This is a genomic window from Bacillus yunxiaonensis, from assembly GCF_037104695.1.
Lineage (GTDB): Bacteria > Bacillota > Bacilli > Bacillales > Bacillaceae_G > Bacillus_A > Bacillus_A yunxiaonensis.
This window is the reverse complement of record NZ_JBAWSV010000007.1, coordinates 202,844-223,155: the sequence shown is the minus strand read 5'-3', so window position 1 is coordinate 223,155 and position 20,312 is coordinate 202,844. Positions and strand designations below refer to the sequence as shown.

Sequence of the window (20,312 nt, the reverse complement as noted above, 5' to 3'; positions counted from 1 at the left end):
AATCGATAATAATATGTAAATATCGACAAAAAAGTCGACAACTTATACACGATAGGGGAGGAACTGCGTTGAGAAAGAACAGAAAATTAAAAACTTTTTCAGTGTTGGCGACAGGGGCTGTGCTAAGTTCTATGTTTGCCTTCGGTGGTCATTCTGCTTATGCTGAATTATCATCAGAGCCATCTAGTTTCATAGATGAGCATTTAATACCGGAGGAACGTTTGGCAAATGCGCTGAAGGAGCGCGGGGTCATTGATCCATCTGCATCACAAGCAGAAACGTCAAAGGCTCTAGAAAAATATGTAGAGAAAAAGAGAGGCGAAAACCCTGGAAAGGAAACAACGCCAGAAGACAGCCTTACTCAGGAAGCTACTGATTTTATGAAAAAAGTAAAAGATGCGAAAATGGAAGAGAAAGAGAACCAGCATCAGTCAAAGAATGGTCCATTAGCTGGGCAAGTGCCTGGATTAAATGGAAAGATACATGGAAATGGTAAAGTGCCGACGTCTTCAGCGCAGCAAGCGCAATATAACGGGTCTGTTCGCAAAGACAAGGTTCTTGTGTTACTTGTAGAATATAGTGATTTTAAACATAACAATATCGATCAAGAACCAGGATATATGTATGCGAATGATTTTAATCGTGAGCATTATCAAAACATGTTATTTGGCGATAAGCCATTTACGTTATTTAATGGTTCGAACATTAAAACATTCAAGCAATATTATGAAGAGCAATCTGGCGGCAGCTATACAGTTGATGGAACTGTAACAGAATGGTTGACTGTTCCGGGTAAAGCTGCAGATTACGGCTCTGATGCTGGAACTGGTCATGATAATAAAGGACCCTTAGGGCCACGTGATTTAGTAAAAGATGCGTTAAAAGCAGCAGTAGCAAAAGGAATTAATTTAGCTGATTTTGATCAATACGATCAATATGATTACAACGGTAACGGTAATAAAAATGAACCAGATGGAATTATTGATCATTTAATGGTTGTTCACGCTGGAGTTGGACAAGAAGCTGGCGGCGGAAAATTGAAAGATAATGCAATTTGGTCTCATCGCTCAAAACTTGGATCAAAGCCATATGCAATTGATGGAACGACAGCATCTGTACCAAACTGGGGCGGAAAGATGGCTGCATACGATTACACAATTGAGCCTGAAGACGGTGCAGTTGGTGTATTTGCTCATGAATTTGGTCATGATTTAGGTTTACCAGATGAGTACGATACAAAGTATTCAGGACAAGGTGAGCCGATTGAAGCTTGGTCTATTATGAGCGGCGGCAGCTGGGCTGGAAGAATTGCAGGAACAGAGCCAACAAGTTTCTCTCCGCAAAACAAAGAGTTTTTCCAAAAGAATATGCAAGGGAACTGGGCGAATATTGCAGAGGTAAACTACGATAAACTTGGCACAGGTATCGGATTTTCGACGTATTTAGATCAAAGTGTTACAAAATCAAAACGCCCAGGAATTATTCGTGTAAATTTACCGGATAAACAGTTGAAAAATATTGAACCTGGTTTTGGAAAGAAATTTTATTATAGTACAAAAGGAAATGATATACATACAACATTAGAGACGCCAGTATTCGATTTAACAAATGCAACGAATGCAAAATTTGATTACAAAGCATTCTACGAACTGGAAGCAAAATATGATTTCCTTGACGTATACGCTATTACGGAAGATGGAACGAAAACAAAGATTGATAGAATGGGTGACAAAGACATAAAGAATGGCATGGACACAACGAATGATAAGTGGATTGACAAGTCTTATGATTTAAGTCAATTCAAAGGGAAGAAAGTAAAACTACAATTTGAATATTTAACAGATGTTGCTGTAGCTTACAGAGGCTTTGCGCTTGATAATGCTACTTTAACAGTAGACAATAAAGTTGTTTTCTCTGATGATGCAGAAGGACAACCAAGCTTTACTTTAAAAGGATTTACTGTTTCTGATGGATTTGAGCAGAAGAAAAATAATTATTATTTAGAGTGGAGAAACTATGCGGGTTCTGACGAAGCGCTGCAATATGGACGCGGTCCAGTTTACAATACAGGACTTGTTGTATGGTATGCAGATCAAAGCTTTACAGATAACTGGGTTGGCGTGCATCCAGGTGAAGGATTCCTTGGGGTAGTAGATTCTCATCCAGAAGCGATTATTGGAACATTAAATGGTCAACCAACTGTGAAGAATAGTACTCGTTATCAAATTGCAGATGCTGCGTTCTCATTTGATCAAACGCCAGCATGGAAAGTAAATTCACCAACGCGCGGAATCTTTGATTATAAAGGATTACCAGGTGTGTCTAAATTTGATGATTCTAAATCATATATTAATAGTGTAATTCCAGATGCAGGACGAAAACTTCCGAATCTTGGAATTAAAATTGAAGTAGTAGGTCAAGCTGATGATAAATCAGCAGGGGCAATTTGGGTTCATCGATAAGTTGAAACTCTCCTTAGAAAGTTATTAGTTTACTATAATTCATATGCAACTTAGAAATAAGAGTAGTTATTTAACTACTCTTATTTCTTTTGTTTTAGTACTTCCAACTAGTTTTATCCCACCTTAGCGGGCGATATATAAGACAATCTAGATTAAATATAGTAGTCATAAAACCTTCCTTTCATTCATACAGTGAAACTAACAAAGCTTGTCTTATGAAAGGAAGGAATTTGAATGGAAACTTTACCATGGTGGATTTATCTTATTATTATCGGTATCGTTGTGAGCGGTTATATGGTCTTATATACGTCGAAAAAAGAGCAAGAAATTGATAATGAGTTTATTGAAAAAGAAGGCGAAATATATATGAGACGTTTAGCAGAAGAACGGGAACGACGCTATCAGGATAAGGATGAGGATTCTGTATTGCTATAATAGTTGTGTGTTAGAGGATGAGTAGCCGAATGGTTGCCATCCTTTTTTTATGGTATATCCGTAAGCGTCAAATATTCCCCGCCTACTATTTGTAAATAACTCATGAGATAATCTCCTTACACACTACATGTGAAGGTTTTTTATGAAAAGACACCGATTAAAGAAAGAATGGGAAACTTATATTTAAGACTATAAAAACAGTGGATTATCCAAATTTGCCTGGTGTCAAAAACAGAACCTACCGGTTTATCGGCTATATTACTGGTTGAAAAAATTATCACCTGAAATTGAAGATCAAAACGAAAATGAGCGTGTGAATTGGATTTCTATGAATGTCCCTGTCGCAGAAGAAAACATACATGCCACGCGATTCGAATTCACATTCAAGAAGCAACCATTGAATTAGATGTACCTTTTACCCCGCAAGTGCTCCTACAAGTGATGCAGGTGGTGAAGCAACAATGATATCAGAAATCGCGATTGAAAAAGTATATCTTGCACAAAGGGCAACAGATTTACGTAAATCAATTGATGGACTAGCGGCTATTGTAAAAGAAGAATGTGAGTTAGACCCCTTTTCTTCTTGTTTATTTGTTTTTTTGCAATCGATCACGCGATAAACTAAACATTCTGGTTTGGGAACATAATGGCTTCTGGTTGCACTATCGCAGATTAGAAAAAGGAATTTGAATGATTTTGCCGAATGGATTTATCTATGAAAACAACACTCTCACATTCAAACCAACCCACAGTTGAATCACTTCAAGCTCAAGTAGAGGAACTCACGGCAAAAGTGACCTTGTATGAAAGGATGAATGAACATCTACTTACTCGAACCATCCTTCATGTAGACGAAACAACTTTCCAAGTTTTAAGCGAACCTGGGCGGGCCGCAACAGCCAAGTCCTATTTGTGGTTATACCGTACAGGAGATATCTCTATCGTTCTCTATGACTATCAACCCACAAGAACAGGGGAACATCCGAAACGTTTTTAACTGGTTTTCAAGGGTATTTACAAGTAGATGGATATAGTGGTTATCATCAAGTGCCGGATGTTACCCTTGTGGGATGTTGGGCGCATGCCAGACGGAAGTTTGATGAAGCATTAAAGGCTTTACCTGATTCACAGAAGGGGAAGAAAGTGAAGGCGAGCGAAGATTTACACTAACTCTACTCGATTTAAACGATAAAGAAGAAATTGATAAAGTCTTGCCGTGGTCAACGGATTTACCGTCTAGATGCAGAGTGCTGAAAAAAAGTGAAGTAAACAAAAAATAACCAAAAAATCAACTTTTATTGTATATTTTGTAGTTGCTTGACATTTACAAATATATTGAAAACGCAAGGAGTTGGTGAATAAATTATGCTAATAGAGCTGAAACTAGTCATACTATCATTTATTTTAGTCGCTATTATTACACCATTTATTCTCTTTATTTTGAAAAAAATCAACTTTACGCAACCCATTCGAAAAGAGTTACCCCCTGACCATCAGACAAAAAAGGGAACTCCTCTAATGCTGGGGATTGTTTTTTACATTGGAGTAATTATTTGTCTATATTATAATCATTCTCCTTTCATGATACTCTTATGTTCTACATTTATACTATTTGGACTTATTGGATTTCTTGATGATTTTTGGAAAGCATATAATCAAGATCCTGGTGGGATATCTAGCAAAACTAAATTAATTTTACAGTTCATGTTTACTAGTTACATTCTTTATACTTTAATAATGAACTTTAATTTTGAATTTAAGATTTCTCTTACTCAAGATAATACTTTTTATTTACCTAGTTTTGTATACATCATTCTTATTACATTATTCATTGTAGGCACAGCCAATGCAATAAACTTCACTGACGGAATGGATGGACTTCTAGCTAATGTCTCCATACCTTCTTTTTTATTTTTTTTCTTAATAAGTGAGCATCAAGAAATAAGGATTTTTTCATTAGTGATGATTGGATGCCTAGTAGGTTTTTTAATTTATAACCTATACCCTGCAAAAGGATTTATGGGTGATACAGGTTCTCTTGCAATTGGTGGAATTTTAACCTTCTTTTCTGTTATTGAACACGTAGAGATTCTAGTACCATTATTATTTATTATTTATTTCGCAGAACAATTCTCAGTAATTATACAAGTCTATTATTTCAAAACAACCGGGTCCAGATTATTTAAAATGACCCCTATACACTATCATTTCGCTTTAAAATATGGTTGGCGCGAAAATCAAATTGTAAGTATATTTGGGGTGATTTCTTGGATAACTATGCTGATTTGCTTTGTTTATTATAAATCATTTTTGATTTGATAAATAAATTTCATAATTCCCCCCTTAACTTTTTGGGGCACGAAAGAGGAGGTATCTTTGGTACCTCCTCTTCCTATTATGCGACAAGGGATGCTTTTTTTCTTATGAAGCGACCTCCACCTTGTTAAGGTTTGTAGTGAAACGGATGTTCTAAGTGCATTTTCATGTCTTTTGTAGGAAATTAAAGTATTCTAGAGAATACTTTAATGTTGGGGAGTGAGACGAAATTTCAATTTGAGGAGAATTTTATATGATAAGGGAATGTAAGTTTGAAGATTTAGAGCAGCTTATAAAAATGAGTAGTATGGAAGTAATAGATTATGATTTGAATAATATGATGAAAATTTTTAGGGGTGCTAAAAATTTTTTAGTGTGGAATGAATTAGGAGTAAAAGGCTTTGCTTATGTGATTATAAGAAATGAAGAGAAAAGAGAGTGGGATATTCAAGTTTATGTAGATCCAAGAGAAAGAAGAAAAGGAATCGGTACGTTACTTCATCAAGAAATTTATAAGATTATAGAAAGTGAAAATCCGAGTATTTTAGTAACCGAAGTGAGAGTAGATAAGGAAAATCCAGCTGCTTTTTACGAAAGGTACGGGTATAAAAAGTGGTTTGGATCACCAAGTATGTGTTATACGGGAGGAGTTCAACCAGAGGTAGATATTGAATTCATTCCCTATGAAGATAAGTTTTACGAACAATATGCCGAGTGCAGGGCAGAATGTTTTTATGAAATGGCTGTGAAAAATGATTTTAAGCCCTATGTAATCCCGCTAAGTGAAGAAGACCAAAAGACGTTATCTAACAAGCCGATATATGTAACGTTACATAATGACCAACTTGTAGGAGCGGTTACTGTTGAAGATGGATATTTAGATCATATTATGGTTTCACCGGCATATCAGGGGAAGGAATATGGCAAAAAAATTACGCAGTTTGGGATAAATAAAGCATTAAGTAAAGGGGCTACTTCCATTCAACTTTGTTATATAGAAGGGAATAGTAAGGCAGAGAATCTGTATAAATTGTTAGGGTTTGAAACTTTTCAAGTTATGCATGTGTATAGGAAATTCATGGATTAATAATGTTTAGAGAGCAAATAGCAAAATGAAGTGCACTTCATTTTGCATAGGTGGGAGTTATTTGACGCTTACGTATATCCACGATTTTTACAATTCTGATACCTGTTCATGCAGGATAAAATCCTGAAGGAGGAACTAAGGTTATGAAAAGCTCTAAATCAATATCATTGGAATCCACATTTGATGAATCCTCTCCAGCAATGCAGCTTCTTAATCTGTATAAACGATTCGGCGATTCAATTGCAGTCAATCATATTGACTTAATGGTACCAAGTGGCTCATTTTACGGAGTGGTTGGACCAAATGGAGCAGGTAAGACTACTTCACTGTCAATGGCTGTAGGATTACTAAGACCGGATGGTGGGGATGCTAAAATTTTTGGTGTCGATGTCTGGAAAAATCCAACGCATGCTAAAATGCTGGTTGGCGTATTGCCAGATGGGCTATCTATGCCAGAAAGGCTTACTGGACGCGAACTATTAACATATATAGGGTTATTGAGAGGAATGGATGTCAAGGAAGTGGCTCATCGTACAGAGGAACTACTGACAGTACTGGAATTGAATCATGCTGAAAAAACGCTAGTTATCAATTACTCTACTGGAATGCGTAAAAAAATCGGGCTAGCTCTTGCACTTCTTCATGCTCCAAAGTTGCTTGTTCTTGACGAACCATTTGAGGCTGTAGACCCCATTTCTGCAGCTACTATTAAAAAGATTTTACAGAGATTTGTTGCTTCAGGTGGTTCTGTAGTATTCTCTAGCCACGTTATGGCGTTGGTTGAACAACTGTGCGACCACGTTGCCGTTATCACCAAAGGGCGTGTGGTTACGTCAGGAACAATGGACGATGTTTGTGGTGAACAAAGTCTTGAAGAAGCGTTCGTTCGGTTAGTAGGCAGTCGTACCGCTCTAGGAGGGGAATTGTCTTGGTTAGTGTATTAGTCCGAATGAAGTTAACGATACTTAGGCATTCGATGAATGGAGGTAGAGCCGTCCTCCTGATTATGGGTGGACTATTTGGCCTATTACTAGCGATTGGAACTGTCCTGCTTTTTGCTTCTACTAATCCTACCGTATCGAAGGATATTCTCTACATTGTCTTTGCAGTATGGACTATCGGCTGGATAATGGGACCGATGCTCACCGGTGGAGACGGGCTATTACGTCCGGAATATTTCATGTTACTCCCACTTAACTCGTATAAACTGGCTAGGGCATTACTTGTTGCAGCTTTTATAGGATTAGGACCACTAATTAGTCTAGTAGCCTTTATGGGTCTTTTATTGTACGCAGCACATCTTAACCTGGGGGCAATTATAGTTGCTGTTCCGGCAATTATTTTACAATTAGTCTTTGTAGTGCTGCTATCAAAAGTAGTGATTAGTATCATGGGCGAGACCATGAAATCTCGGGTCGGTATGGAGATTGGAGCGATGCTCATTGGTTTTGTTATAGCGTTTTTAAACGTGGGTTGGTATGCACTTCCTGCCATCAACTCGATAACAATAAAAAAATTTACTATACTGTACATCTTCCCGTCGAGCTGGGCAATATTTGCTGTAGAGCAGGCTAGTCAATCAAATTGGGTATTAGCTTCTGTTTCTTTACTTGTGCTAACCATACTTTGCGGACTTCTGTTTTACATATGGGCGAAATTATTGACAAGAAGTACAACGACAAATTTTACAAAAATAAAAGGTTGGACTACTGCGAAAAATCATAGGAACGCTCTCCGAATCCTTCCAGAAACTAAAATAGGAGCAATCATGACTAAGGAACTACAATGTTGGGAAAGAGATCCACAGCGTGGTCGTTTCCTCCGGATGGGTCTATGGACAGGGCTGTTCTATGGCTGCCTAGTTACGATTGCTGGTATACCTGGCTTAATGCCGTGGGCAGGAGTCATTATGATTGTTTTTACAAGTATGTTTGCCTGTAATTTATATGGTTTTGATGGGAGTGCATTGTGGCTGACATTGATGACTCCTGGTGCAGAACGGATCGATGTACGCGGTCGACAAGGAGCTTGGTTATTGATTGTCGGTCCAGTTGCTATTGTAGCGACAGTTATTTTCACCACGTCTAGCGGACTCACTTGGGTTTACCCATGGGTGTTCGCATTCATTCCTGCATTACTGGGCGGGGCTGCAGGTCTTATTGTATTGTTATCGGTATTTAACTTAATCCCGATAACAGATCCGCAAAGGCGGGGGCGTAGTACGATTGTATCCGGTGACGATATGAATGCTGGTAAAATGTTTCTAACAACTTGGCTTATGATGGTGATGGTGCTAGCAACTGCTATACCTGCTTTGGTAGTTGTATGGATTGGGACATTGCTTCATTTAAACCTTTTACAATGGATGGGTGTACCTACTGGTATTTGTACTGGAGCATTTTTTGCCTGGTGGTTTGGTCGCATTGCTTATGTAAAGCTTGAATCAAGTGGCCCTGAATTACTAGCTAAAATGAAAAATGGCATGGGAACTCAGCGAGAGGATAGTGAAAAGAAAGTACAAAATAAAGCGACTGAATTACCTAAGAAAAAACTTGCTGTTGTTGCACTTCTTGTATTTATCGGTATCTTTTCTTTAGTTCATCAAAGTATAGTACCATTCGTTTTTGAAATACTTAGTATAGATGAAAAGGTGCGTCTTTTCTTTCTTACGCGTTATCTTCCACATATAGTCCGAATTCCTGTAATCATTGTATTTGCTGTATTAGGTCTAGCTGCTTTGTATAAGGCTATATTAATCAAGAAAAAACATGTAAAAGAACATCAGAAAGTAAACGATGGCATGTAAATTGTGATTTTTATAAATTCATTCAAAGGTGGAAAAAAACGTTATTCTTTCGATGTAAATTCAAAACGAGAGGATGGCGTTTTTGTATGCATTTATCAATTTCTGATGAAAGATAATCTAAAAAATTCAACTACTATTGTTACAATTTTTACTATAATTGCTTGTGAGACTGCATTTGCTTTGTAATAAAGTTTGATTAGAAATCACTCTTAAATCTTGATTTAGTGCATATAAAAAGCCGTTAGGTGAACAAAAGTGTACCTTTCAGCAAAAAGCCAAAGGGTACATTTTTGTGTGCAGTATTTTTCTCTTCTTAGCCGGTAATGCGTAAGCCTGTTACATGTTAGTTTGCTTATACTCTACAAATCACTTTTCCATTTTAAATTATTTGATTGTTACCTGCGATCTAAAAAGGAGTTCGAATGAACGCAAAGTGAGGTAATATCTTAAAATTTGATTAACAGTTTTTCTTATCCAATAACTTGTGTGAGCCGTCACAGTTGGGTTGCTTTTGAGATAGCCCACAAGTACAATCATTTAATCCCTTTCCATCGAGAATTCTCTGGATATATTTTTCAATCCTTGACTCTCGAGTTTTGGATTGTTTGGCCCCCGAAAAATAAAGAATGTATGCTCTTTGCCGTCCCGGTGTTAATGATTCAAAAGCAGTTTTAAAAGTAGGCATTTCATCGAATTTATTTTGAAGTTCTTCAGGAATTATGAATTCTTTATGCTCTTTCTTTTTCACTTTTAAACCGGCTTTTTCAACTTCAATGGCTTCATAAATATAGGACTTCAAGATGGCTTCCATTTCAACTATTTCTTGAACATTGGTGAACCGAATCTGGCGCCCCGCCTGTACATTCTCCGTTTGTTGGATTAGAATCCCATGAGTATCCTGTAACAAGGAACCTTTGTGAAACGAAAGCGCACAATATTCTTTAAATCCATGTATTAAAACTATGTTTTTTTTCTCAAACGTGTAACAAGGATGCATCCATTTAAATTCTTCGGTCAGCTCACAGTCAAGAACGATATTTCTTAACTTCTCATATTCTTCCTTCCACTTTTCGGTTTTACTTAAAAATTCATCAACCTTAGGATTCATTCTACTATTTGTCATCAAGGAACACTCCTCTGCAATTTTTCAATCAGTTGACAGTCAAGAATGATCATTCTCAATTTCTTTGATTCTTGCTGTCACTTTTTAGCTTTACTTGAATATTCATTAACCTTGAATCATTTTCCGTACCCAACTTGACAAGCTTGCTTGATCTTCGGGCAAGAAGGCATCTAAACAGTTAATATAGTTATAGCATAAATATGAAATAAAAAAATCATCTTACCTCTAAGAAACTATTGAGGAGGGATGATTTTAATCATACATTTTAACCATTGATGAATTACCTTGTATGAATGAAAGCTCTTTCAGATTTTTGAGGGGGCTTTTCTGTATTTCTAGATGTACGGGTTATCAAAACATATGTAAGTTAGTTGAATAAAGATATGTACAATATTAAAATAAAGTAATAATTGGAAATTTTCAAAGGGGGAAGTTTCATGAATAATAATAAAGCTTTAATTATTGTAGATGTACAAAAAGCTTTTCATGATAAAAAGTGGGGAGAACGAAATAATTTACATGCAGAGGAAAATATCAATAAAATATTACAGTTGTGGAGAGAAAAAGGATGGACGGTAATATATATACAGCACGAGTCTGATAATCCTAATTCCATATTTTATCCGAAGAATGAAGGATTTGCTATAAAGGAAATAGTTAAACCGATTGATGGGGAAGTAATTATAACAAAGAAAGTAAATAGTAGTTTTATTGGTACTAATTTAGAAGAATTTTTAAAAGAAAATAAAATAACAACAGTCGTCATAACTGGTTTAACTACACCTCATTGTGTATCTACAACAACAAGAATGAGTGGTAATTTAGGTTTTCATACATATTTAATTTCCGATGCAACAGCGGCATTTGGTATGAAAGATCAAAACGATAAATATTATGATGCAGAAACTATACATAATATATCTTTAGCTACATTGCATGATGAATTTGCAACAATACTTACGACAGATGAACTAATAAATGATTTTATCAAATAAGTTTAAGTGGCAAGATACGAATATTATTAATAGACAGACAAAAAGAATGAGCGTATTTTGAAAAAAATTGTTCAAAATACGCTCTTACAATATTTTATGCAAGTATTCTTTTATAAAAACATTGTTTGTTTAATAATACTGTTATTATGATTTTGTTAGAGTTCCTTGATGGAAAAACATTTGCCATCTTCCATCTATCAATTTCCAAATGGAACTACGTAAAGTATTCTGCATTCTGGTTTCATCTTTTACACGATATGTCGCCAACACCGTATCTTCTGATAAAGGGTATATTTCAAAATCAGAAAGAGTCATTTCCCTTACACTAAGTCCTTCTCCACCAACCGCATCCTTTTTATACCAAACATTCCCTGAACTCCCGAATTCAAAAAAAACATCCGCAAGTAACTTGTCTAGTTTTGCTGGTGATGTACGAGTTCCAGATTCTAACAACTGTTGCTCTAGTTCACATAAATGCTCTTTTAATACAAATTGATTTTTCATTTTATCCCCCCTATATGCTCATTATTGTACCAATTTTTTCTTGTTCTCGTTCAACTAAACAACCCTTTAGTGTAATAAGAAAAGAAAAATCCTGCATTTTCAATACAGAATTTTGATCAAAATTTTTTATAAACAATCAGACTTTATTTAATGTACAGATATGTAGGATTATGTTACTTGTAAATATATAAAGTATATATTTTTTAGCTATTAATAAGCTTATATATTAATAATAGTGTAAGAACTGTTCCTGCAAGAAACATATAGTTAGGAAGAAATTTCAATACCCAAAGAGAAGTCATAATTGTAGATACTAATAAAAAAGGTAGCCATTCTTCATGTCTGAACTTTTTTTTGTTAGATAGAACAATTATATATCCTATTAAAGGGATAACTAAGCATATGGTATATAAAAATTTGTCTCGTAAATACCATGGTTTTTGGTTCATATTTTTCTCCTATATAAATTTAATCATATTGTATATATGTGAACCAACAAAGTTAATTGATGTAGAAGTCGCTTTGTTCTAAATAATAATTAGAAATATACCTAAACTTATAATTAGTAAAGATCCTCCAAGTTGAATGATCCAGAATGGCGCAAATGTTGTTTTTATAGATATACCATACTTCGAAAATCTGAAACAAAGACTTTTATACATATTAAAACCACCAATAATAATCAGAAATATACCAAGTATATAAGAAAATGAGTTCATAATTTAGCACTCCTCATTCTGTTTGATATTATGGTTTATTATTAAATTAACATAAATTGTAATTTCTGGGAAGATGTTAAACTGCTGATACATGGTGCTATGTGAACTAAATACATGTGTTATCGCCATGTATTTGTATAATATGATAAAATTTAACTGTTAAGATTTTGATAACTTTTATGTGATTATTATATAAAGGGGTAAACATTTATGAATATTACAATAAACGGACAAGCAATCAGTACAGATCGGCTTTATATGAGACAACTAAGTTTAGAAGATATTGATGATATTTATGAAATTGTTAAAAAAGATGAAGTAGGTAAATGGCTTGCCTCTTCTAAAGAAATGACTAAAGAAGAAACAAAAATTTACGTTGAGAAATTTGTGAATCACTGGAATCAATATGGATTTGGGGTATGGGCAATATTAGATAACGTTACAAAGAAAATTATAGGTCATTGCGGATTAAGGTATATAGATGAAAAAGAAGAAGATATTGAGATTATGTATCTATTAGACCCTGAATGTTGGGGGAAAGGTTATGCAACAGAAGCGGCAAATGCATCTATTCATTATGCTACTCATTCAATGAAAATTAAAAAATTAATTGCCAGAATTAAGGTTGCAAATGCTAAATCAAGTAAAGTATTAGAGACACTTGGATTTGAATTTACTGGTAATAAGGATTACCCAGGAAAACAATTATCACATTATGAAATGAAATTAGGATTGTAAACAATTTTTAAATATAAAAGGTATCGAGTATGATTATCTTTTTCTTCTTTGTTGACTTCAATATATGTAAAATGACAATAAAGTTGTTTAATTTTAAAATCTAAAACACGTATAACCCCGTCTTAATTTTAAGACGGGGTTAAAATAAAGTTGTTTAATTTTTGATGTGAAATACTTCACTGCACTTAAAAATACAACAATAAAGTCGTTTTAAATCTAATTGTTATTGTACAATCGAACCCTTTAATTGAATAAGGATCTTACTGCTAATGCCAATTTTGCTGGATTTGGTACACTATAAGGTTTTGAACACACTTTGCATCTAATAGTAGCTATTTGTTCTCCCGAAGTCATGAAGTAAGTAGACTACAAGGTTGACCCAACATCATTTTTTATTGAACCCTTTAGATATTTTCGTTTAAACGGCTAAGCTTATCAGGATTCGCCACCATGTAAATGGAATTGATTTTCCCTTCTTTAAACTCAAATGAAACTACGTAGGCCAGGTAACCGTTAATCATAATAACAACTCCTGGTCCACCGTTAACCTTTTTAAACTTGAACACTGCATCTTCTGGTAACATTTTAGTTATATTCAAGAATAGGCGTGTGATTCGATCCGCAGTATAAATAGGTTTAAGTGCAGTTGTAACTTTCCCGCCACCATCTGCATAAAAGATTGCGTCTTTCTGCAGCATTTGAATCATTTCTGAAATTTCACCGTTTTGCAATGCCGTAGTGAACCTTTCTACATAGTTACTAAATTGCTGATAATCTTGTTGGTAAACATTCGGTTCATATACAAGGCTTTTCTTTGCTCTATGAAATATTTGCCGACAGTTTGTGCTGCTTTTATCCACCATAGAGGCGATCTCATCATAGTCGTATTGAAAGACTTCTCGTAAAAGAAACACCGCTCTTTCAACTTCAGATAACTGTTGCAACAACATTATATAGGCGGTGGATAAAGATTCCTTCATAAAATATGAATTAGCCGGATCATCAAGGGAATCTTCCACAATCGGTTCAGGAAGCCATGTGCCCACATAAGTTTCTCTCTTGTGGGCAGCAGACCTTAAATGATCAATACAACGATTGGTCGTAATTTTACACAAGTAGGCTTTTACGTTTGTTATAGACTTGGAATCTTTAAGTTTTTCAAAAGTAATGAACGATTCATGAACAATGTCTTCTGCATCCATCACACTCCCTAGCATTCGATATGCTAGGGAAAAAAGCAGTGGCTTGTAATCTTGATAAATTTGTTCTAATTCCATCTTCTTTTTCTTCTGATTCATACTAACACCCAGTCTTTTTTCAATATGTGTAACGCTGCACGTTTCGCGCTTGCAACAGCTGCATCGACCAATAATTCCTCGTCTCCTGCCCAATCACCTGCTATATAAAGGCCCTTTATTTCTGGAACAGCTGGACCTGGTTTTTCCGTTCTACCGGTATGAGGAAAATTATGCACAACGGTTATTTTAGGTAAATATTGCTGTTCGACCACTTCTTGTCGCCAGCCTGGATGAAGCAAATCCATTGTATGTTCCAATTGCTGTTTATCTGTTCGAGAATCTATTGAACTTCTATTCAAATCATGATATTTAACCAAGGAAACTACGGATGTTCCGTCATTACTTAGCTTCGCGGCCCTAGATTGATTTGTAAAGAAGATAGGCTGGTCAAGTCCTAGCACAAATTGATGATTTGTATTTGGTAACGTCTTTAATCCTAAATCGTAGCAGGATGCGGTTACAGGAATCGCTTCCTTCTTCCAACGATATAGCGAGGTTTTTTCAACATGGGGTACAAGGCGACATGCCTCGTTAGGAGGTGTTGCAATGATCACACTTTCTACATCAAACGATTCTCCATTCGTACAATTCACTCGTTCAACCTGCCCATTATGGTCAATACTATTCACATTCATAGATTCAAGAAGTTTAACACCGAAACTGACAGCTTTAGACCTTAATTCGGTTACAATAGATTCCCAGCCATTATCGACATAGAGAACACCTTCTTTCATAACCATCTGGATCTGCCTCAAAACTGGACGAGCTAGCTGTAAACTTGGAGCATATGTTTGAGTGGTTGTTCTACATAATGCATAAAAGAAGTGGCGTACCATTGGATCAATGATTTTTCTTTCTGCCCAAGCTTGCACGCTTTCATTTGAAACCGAATTTACATCCATTTTACTGAGATGAAACATAAGCTTTGCAAGACGGACCTTCCCTAAACCATTAAGAAATTGCGTCGAAAATAAGGAACGTAAACCCAGCGGTGCTTGATAAACCTCATTTTTCCAAATAGCATATGCATCAGCAGACGGTTCATTTCCCTTGATTGTAATCCCGAGTTCATCAAATATCTTCATTGCTTCACCGCCTTTATATAGGGCATGTGCACCTAGGTTCATGAGAACGCCATTTTTATTAATGGTCATTGACCGTCCTCCGTATCGGTCTGATTTCTCAAGCACCACTACTTTCTTACCTTCCTTTGCTAGAAAAAGAGCAGCTGTTAATCCAGCAAACCCACCACCAATAATGGCAACATCAAATTTATTCATTTAAATTCCTCCTATTCTTTTCATTAATCAAGACGGATAGAGGGGTTCAATTGTGACAAAAAAAACTTAATTTATGAAAACCTTTTTTTAGCCGAATATATGAACCAGTTTACCTGTGGGCTATATTCATTATTGGACATATGGTGGCACAATTCGCAGATGCTACCTTTACTGGCGGTTAAATAGTTATTTCACAATCTGGCTCTTTAACGTAATAACATGACTGGCGTTTTTAAACATCTTTATTGCGGATAAAAATAAGGATTCTGTTTTGCTGTAATAATCGTATGTTAGAGGATGAGTAGCCGAATGGTTACCATCCTTTTTTCGTGGTGGTGCCTTGGAAGTAATTCTGCATATTGTAGTTATTTAAAACTTTGACAATGCTTTACATTTTTTTAATAGTCTCTTAAATGGAAATTCATATCTGGGTGTTATTTTAGAGAGGTAATTTTGTATGAAGGAAATAGGGATGTATAAAAATAAGCATGGGAAAGGGAGAGTATTATGAAAAAACTTAAGTTTCCTAAGTATTTTAACGTTTTAAGTGTTGCTGCATTAAGTGCTTGTCTTGCTTTATCACCTATTACTATTTATGCTGCTGAGCAACATGTATCACAGGAAAATGATGACCATTCTAGCAAGAAAAAGGATGGTGTAAACAAAGTAAACGAAAAACATTCCGTTAAGGGTCTAAGGTTTATTGGAGAGAAACAAATCCCGCTCAATGAGAATTTTGAAGGAACTACTGTGGGTGGTCTTTCAGGACTTAGATACGATTCTAAAAGTGACACATGGGTCATGATAAGCGATGACAGATCAAGTTATAATCCTGCGCGTTTTTATAATGCTAGGCTCGACTATAATCTCAAAGATTTTCATTCTGTTCAATTGACCGGAGTGAATTTTTTAAAGCAAGCTGACGGAAGTGTTTATCCGAATCAAACACAATACATTACTCAAGGTGGAGAAGTTCCAGATCTTGAATCCATAAATATTGATCCGTTAGATGGGAGTATTTGGTATGCGAGTGAGGGCGATCGTTCTCTTGGCTTAAATCCGTTCGTGAAGCATGCCACTCGTGATGGACAATACTTGTCTACATTGCCTCTGCCAAAAATATTTAAAGTATCACCAACACAAGAGATTGGATCACGTAATAACTTGAGTTTTGAAGGTTCTACGTTTGCACCTGACGGTAAGTCGTTATGGGTTGCAATGGAAGGTCCATTATATCAGGACGGGCCTATACCTACTACAAACTCTGGGGCACTTTCACGGATTACTCAATACGATCGCAAAGGGAATGTACTAGGACAGTACGCATACCCTGTTGATCCAATTCCAGCAACGCCAGCGCCTGGCAAATACGCAGATAATGGCGTGTCAGAGATTCTTGCGGTAAACAACCACGAGTTATTAACAGTTGAACGTTCTGGTGTACAAGGTGAGGATGGAAGCTTTAAAAACTATATTCGTATTTATGAAGTTGATCTTAACGGAGCTAGTGATATTCGTAATATAGATTCGTTACAAAAAAGTAAATTTAAGCCTGTTAAAAAGCGTCTGATTCTTGATTTGAACACATTAGGTTTATCTAAGCTTGACAATATCGAAGGCATCTCTTGGGGCCCTAAACTCGCAAACGGGAACGACAGCCTTGTACTAGTTTCAGATAATAATTTCAACTCTAGCCAGGTAACACAATTCCTAGCATTTGAAGTATTGTCAAACAAGGCACCTATCAAAAACTGAAGGCTTACATAAAAAGGTGTCGATTTTTTCATCCCCCACTGATGGAAAGCTCTTACCAATCGGGCTTTTACGGGCAGTTATCCCCCACCTCAATTTTCTCTGAATCTTGTGGTGGGGGTCTTACTGTTCCATTAAAAAAATGTATTAGACTGAACTTTATTGATACCATCATATTCTTTTTCCTTTCTTCACCTTAACTCATAAAAGAAAGATTTAGATTCACCCTTATATGTCATGAATGGTGAATGTGTTGTACTAAAATAAAGTATTAGACCAAATAGAGGATATGCGATTTTTATACGGAAAGTATGGACAATTCAGAGAAAGCATTCTTAATAAAAAAGGTATGTATACATTTTTGTATAAAGCTCTCAAAAGAGAAAAAGGCTTAATCCTTGTAAAAAATGGGATTAGCCTCTTTGTTTACTACGTATAATGATATGTTATGTAAATCTCACATAAATATGATATACAACATTGTATTTTACAGACAGTTTAACTTACGTGAAACAGAATTAAATATAATGCTAATAAAGGAGGAAATCATGAGAAATTTTATTATATTTGGAGCAAGCAAAGGATTAGGAGATGCTTTTGTGAAAGGATTACCTGATAGAGGCGATAAGGTGTGGATCGTCTCTAGAAGTCGCCCAGAGAGTTTGAAAATTAATGATGGAATCCATAGAATTTGGATAGATGCTGACTTATCATTACCTACTTCATGCGATAAGATTGCTCGGTTTTTAAATGACGATATCATAGATGTATTAATATATAATGTCGGAATATGGGAGAAAAATGGATTTAGAGATGATTATAATTTTGAGAAAGATGATCCCCAGGAAATTGCAGAAATTATCAATGTTAATGTAACCTCCACAATTACTTGTATACAAAGGCTGTTGCCTAATCTAAAAAAATCAGAAAATGGGAAAATTTTGCTGATAGGTTCAACAGCTGGTCTAGAAAATACTGATTTTACGCAAGTTTCATTTGTGGCTTCAAAATTTGGATTGCGCGGTATCGGCAATTCTTTACGGGAGCATCTAAAGAAGTATAGCATAGGTGTAACATGTATCAATCCAGGTGAAATAGCTACACAAATTCCTTATGAAGACGGTATAGAAAAAGTTATATCGACTTATAATGGCACACAAATTCCACTACAAGATATTGTTTTATTGGTTAGATGTGTAATTAATCTTTCTAAGGCTTCTTGCGTAAAAGAAATTAATATTCCAGCGATGTTTGAAACAAAAGTCTAATGAATCAGTTGAATTCCTTAAAGATCAGATACTTAACTACTGATAACAAGAATTATGTAAATGGAAAATCCCTTTAGATATCCTGAAGGGATTTTTAAAAATTTCACGCTACACAGAAAAAATCTTTTCAGTCTACAACTATTTTTTAATCATCTAATACTTTTTTCTATAGTCTAAAACATTTTTTTAATGAGACAAGAGAAAAGTATCAACTGCTCTTATTGAACTAATCGGCAGATTAGTTCAATAACTTTACGCTGAAGCATACGACCGACAAATAAATATGAAGAAATATACAAAAGCCTGGTGGAAGAAACAATTTTTCAGGAGTAAAAGGGTAAGGGTATTCAATTATGATTCTTTTTGTAATTGCTGAATCCTCTTTTCTCCCCAGGCGTACATCATTTGTAAAATGGGCTGTAAGCTTTCGCCGAGATCTGTTAAAGAATACTCTACTTTAGGCGGGATTTCTGGATAAACTTTTCTTGCGATTACACCATCATCTTCTAATTCGCGTAATTGTTTCGTTAATACTTTATGTGTAATTTTGGGAAATAAATGTTGAATGGCACTAAAGCGCATTGGACCATTTATACCTAATCGATATAAAATGACAATTTTCCATTTTCCACTAATGATGGATAACGTTAATTCTTTCGCACAATTAAATTCTTTATTTTGTATTTTATGTAATACCTCATGACGTAAATCTTGCTCCATGCTTTTCACCTTCCATTCGGTATCCTAGAGGATACTTTCTATCAAAAAAGTGCATTCTTCTCGCGTTTTTATACTACATTTATAATGAAAGATGTAGAGTGGAAGTAATCGCTTTATTCTATATTAACACAATTGGATTAAGAGATAGTTATATAGGGGAGGGATTATATATGCAAGAAATGGGGAAGATGACAAAAGGTTTTATTAGTAGCTCTTTGGCAGAGCAACCAATGACAATAAACAGTCGTTATACATTTAGTTTGCCATTGTACACGATAGGAATATTATTCATTGAATTACTTGAAAAGGGCTATGTACAGTTAAATCAAAATGATGAAATAGAAATAAGAAATAATCAAGGTACAAATCGTGTATACGTGAATCAACTTATATTATGTATACAAAATAACAAAAGACGTACATGTAAAGAATGGATGCACTATTTTGGTGAAAAAAGCAAAGTGACAAATGAAATATTTAAGAGCATAGTAAAAGAAATGAAGCAAGAAGGCACAGTTCGGTATAATTCTAAAAAGAGATTCGCCAATATTTTTACACAAATACAAATTGAATATGTAACGAATGCAAACTCATTTGTAGAGTATATCAAAAAAAATTCGTTGGTTAAAAAAGAAAATAAAATTGAGATGATTATCTTATTATGGAAATACTACTATGCAGCTTATATAAACGAGCAAGAAATAGCTTCTTTACAAAAAGAACAAATGATTTATCGATTTGTAAAACAAATTCAGGAAGGTGTTCTTGAAGGAGCGCAAAGAAATATTTTATTTGTGTAATTGAAAAAG

18 protein-coding genes and 2 pseudogenes are annotated in these 20,312 nt (G+C 35.2%); 15 read left to right on the top strand and 5 right to left on the bottom strand.

Going from position 1 to position 20,312, the window contains the following annotated elements:
* Positions 1-68: 68 nt before the first annotated feature.
* The 10 genes and pseudogenes from WAX78_RS19665 to WAX78_RS19630 all read left to right on the top strand — a co-directional run bounded on the left by WAX78_RS19665 (position 69) and on the right by WAX78_RS19630 (position 9,106).
* Positions 69-2,462, top strand: a complete 2,394-nt coding sequence (locus WAX78_RS19665; RefSeq protein ID WP_336483694.1) for an immune inhibitor A domain-containing protein — start codon at positions 69-71, stop codon at positions 2,460-2,462.
* Between the two features lie 234 nt (positions 2,463-2,696).
* Positions 2,697-2,897: a sporulation YhaL family protein gene (locus WAX78_RS19660; RefSeq protein ID WP_336483693.1), complete on the top strand. Its 201-nt coding sequence runs from the start codon at positions 2,697-2,699 to the stop codon at positions 2,895-2,897.
* A gap of 250 nt (positions 2,898-3,147) precedes the next feature.
* Positions 3,148-3,303: pseudogene (locus tag WAX78_RS25240) on the top strand (hypothetical protein); the annotation flags it as partial.
* A 55-nt stretch (positions 3,304-3,358) separates the two neighbouring features.
* Positions 3,359-3,517, top strand: a complete 159-nt coding sequence (tnpB, locus tag WAX78_RS19655; RefSeq protein ID WP_336483692.1) for an IS66 family insertion sequence element accessory protein TnpB — start codon at positions 3,359-3,361, stop codon at positions 3,515-3,517.
* Complete coding sequence (gene tnpB, locus WAX78_RS25235; RefSeq protein ID WP_413789212.1) at positions 3,489-3,587, top strand: IS66 family insertion sequence element accessory protein TnpB; 99 nt, start codon at positions 3,489-3,491, stop codon at positions 3,585-3,587. The genes tnpB (WAX78_RS19655) and tnpB (WAX78_RS25235) overlap by 29 nt, the downstream gene beginning before the upstream one ends.
* A gap of 109 nt (positions 3,588-3,696) precedes the next feature.
* Positions 3,697-4,061, top strand: a pseudogene (locus tag WAX78_RS19650) (IS66 family transposase); the annotation flags it as partial.
* A gap of 201 nt (positions 4,062-4,262) precedes the next feature.
* Complete coding sequence (gene mraY / locus WAX78_RS19645; protein WP_336483691.1) at positions 4,263-5,216, top strand: phospho-N-acetylmuramoyl-pentapeptide-transferase; 954 nt, start codon at positions 4,263-4,265, stop codon at positions 5,214-5,216.
* Between the two features lie 250 nt (positions 5,217-5,466).
* Complete coding sequence (locus tag WAX78_RS19640; RefSeq protein ID WP_336483690.1) at positions 5,467-6,300, top strand: GNAT family N-acetyltransferase; 834 nt, start codon at positions 5,467-5,469, stop codon at positions 6,298-6,300.
* A 143-nt stretch (positions 6,301-6,443) separates the two neighbouring features.
* The gene (locus tag WAX78_RS19635; RefSeq protein WP_336483689.1) at positions 6,444-7,244 is read left to right on the top strand and encodes an ABC transporter ATP-binding protein; all 801 of its coding nucleotides are present in this window, start codon (positions 6,444-6,446) and stop codon (positions 7,242-7,244) included.
* Positions 7,229-9,106, top strand: coding sequence for a hypothetical protein (locus tag WAX78_RS19630; protein ID WP_336483688.1), 1,878 nt, complete (start codon positions 7,229-7,231; stop codon positions 9,104-9,106). The genes WAX78_RS19635 and WAX78_RS19630 overlap by 16 nt, the downstream gene beginning before the upstream one ends.
* 457 nt (positions 9,107-9,563) lie before the next feature.
* On the opposite strand, the gene WAX78_RS19625 is transcribed toward WAX78_RS19630, so the two are convergent.
* Positions 9,564-10,229 (bottom strand): DUF1801 domain-containing protein, encoded by a 666-nt coding sequence (locus tag WAX78_RS19625; protein WP_336483687.1) that lies wholly within the window; start codon positions 10,227-10,229, stop codon positions 9,564-9,566.
* Positions 10,230-10,666: 437 nt separating this feature from the next.
* On the opposite strand from WAX78_RS19625, the gene WAX78_RS19620 reads away from it, so the two are divergent.
* Positions 10,667-11,224 (top strand): cysteine hydrolase family protein, encoded by a 558-nt coding sequence (locus WAX78_RS19620; protein ID WP_336483686.1) that lies wholly within the window; start codon positions 10,667-10,669, stop codon positions 11,222-11,224.
* A gap of 144 nt (positions 11,225-11,368) precedes the next feature.
* On the opposite strand, the gene WAX78_RS19615 is transcribed toward WAX78_RS19620, so the two are convergent.
* Positions 11,369-11,728 carry a nuclear transport factor 2 family protein gene (locus WAX78_RS19615; RefSeq protein ID WP_336483685.1) on the bottom strand — a complete coding sequence of 120 codons (360 nt, stop codon included), beginning with the start codon at positions 11,726-11,728 and terminating at the stop codon, positions 11,369-11,371.
* A gap of 929 nt (positions 11,729-12,657) precedes the next feature.
* Between WAX78_RS19615 and WAX78_RS19610 the strand changes: the two genes are divergently transcribed.
* Positions 12,658-13,185 carry a GNAT family N-acetyltransferase gene (locus tag WAX78_RS19610; protein WP_336483684.1) on the top strand — a complete coding sequence of 176 codons (528 nt, stop codon included), beginning with the start codon at positions 12,658-12,660 and terminating at the stop codon, positions 13,183-13,185.
* Positions 13,186-13,589: 404 nt separating this feature from the next.
* On the opposite strand, the gene WAX78_RS19605 is transcribed toward WAX78_RS19610, so the two are convergent.
* Positions 13,590-14,462: an RNA polymerase sigma-70 factor gene (locus WAX78_RS19605; protein ID WP_336483683.1), complete on the bottom strand. Its 873-nt coding sequence runs from the start codon at positions 14,460-14,462 to the stop codon at positions 13,590-13,592.
* 17 nt (positions 14,463-14,479) lie between these two features.
* Positions 14,480-15,763, bottom strand: coding sequence for a phytoene desaturase family protein (locus tag WAX78_RS19600; protein ID WP_336483682.1), 1,284 nt, complete (start codon positions 15,761-15,763; stop codon positions 14,480-14,482).
* A gap of 507 nt (positions 15,764-16,270) precedes the next feature.
* On the opposite strand from WAX78_RS19600, the gene WAX78_RS19595 reads away from it, so the two are divergent.
* Together WAX78_RS19595 and WAX78_RS19590 are read left to right on the top strand one after the other, a co-directional pair.
* Entirely contained in the window at positions 16,271-17,518 is a 1,248-nt protein-coding gene (locus WAX78_RS19595) for an esterase-like activity of phytase family protein (RefSeq protein ID WP_336483681.1), read from the top strand.
* 545 nt (positions 17,519-18,063) lie between these two features.
* Positions 18,064-18,783, top strand: coding sequence for an SDR family NAD(P)-dependent oxidoreductase (locus WAX78_RS19590; RefSeq protein WP_336483679.1), 720 nt, complete (start codon positions 18,064-18,066; stop codon positions 18,781-18,783).
* A gap of 351 nt (positions 18,784-19,134) precedes the next feature.
* Here WAX78_RS19590 and WAX78_RS19585 read toward each other — a convergent pair whose 3' ends face one another.
* Entirely contained in the window at positions 19,135-19,503 is a 369-nt protein-coding gene (locus WAX78_RS19585) for a winged helix-turn-helix transcriptional regulator (protein ID WP_336483678.1), read from the bottom strand.
* Positions 19,504-19,673: 170 nt separating this feature from the next.
* Here WAX78_RS19585 and WAX78_RS19580 point away from each other — a divergent pair, with 170 nt between their 5' ends.
* Complete coding sequence (locus tag WAX78_RS19580; RefSeq protein ID WP_336483677.1) at positions 19,674-20,303, top strand: hypothetical protein; 630 nt, start codon at positions 19,674-19,676, stop codon at positions 20,301-20,303.
* Positions 20,304-20,312 lie beyond the last annotated feature (9 nt).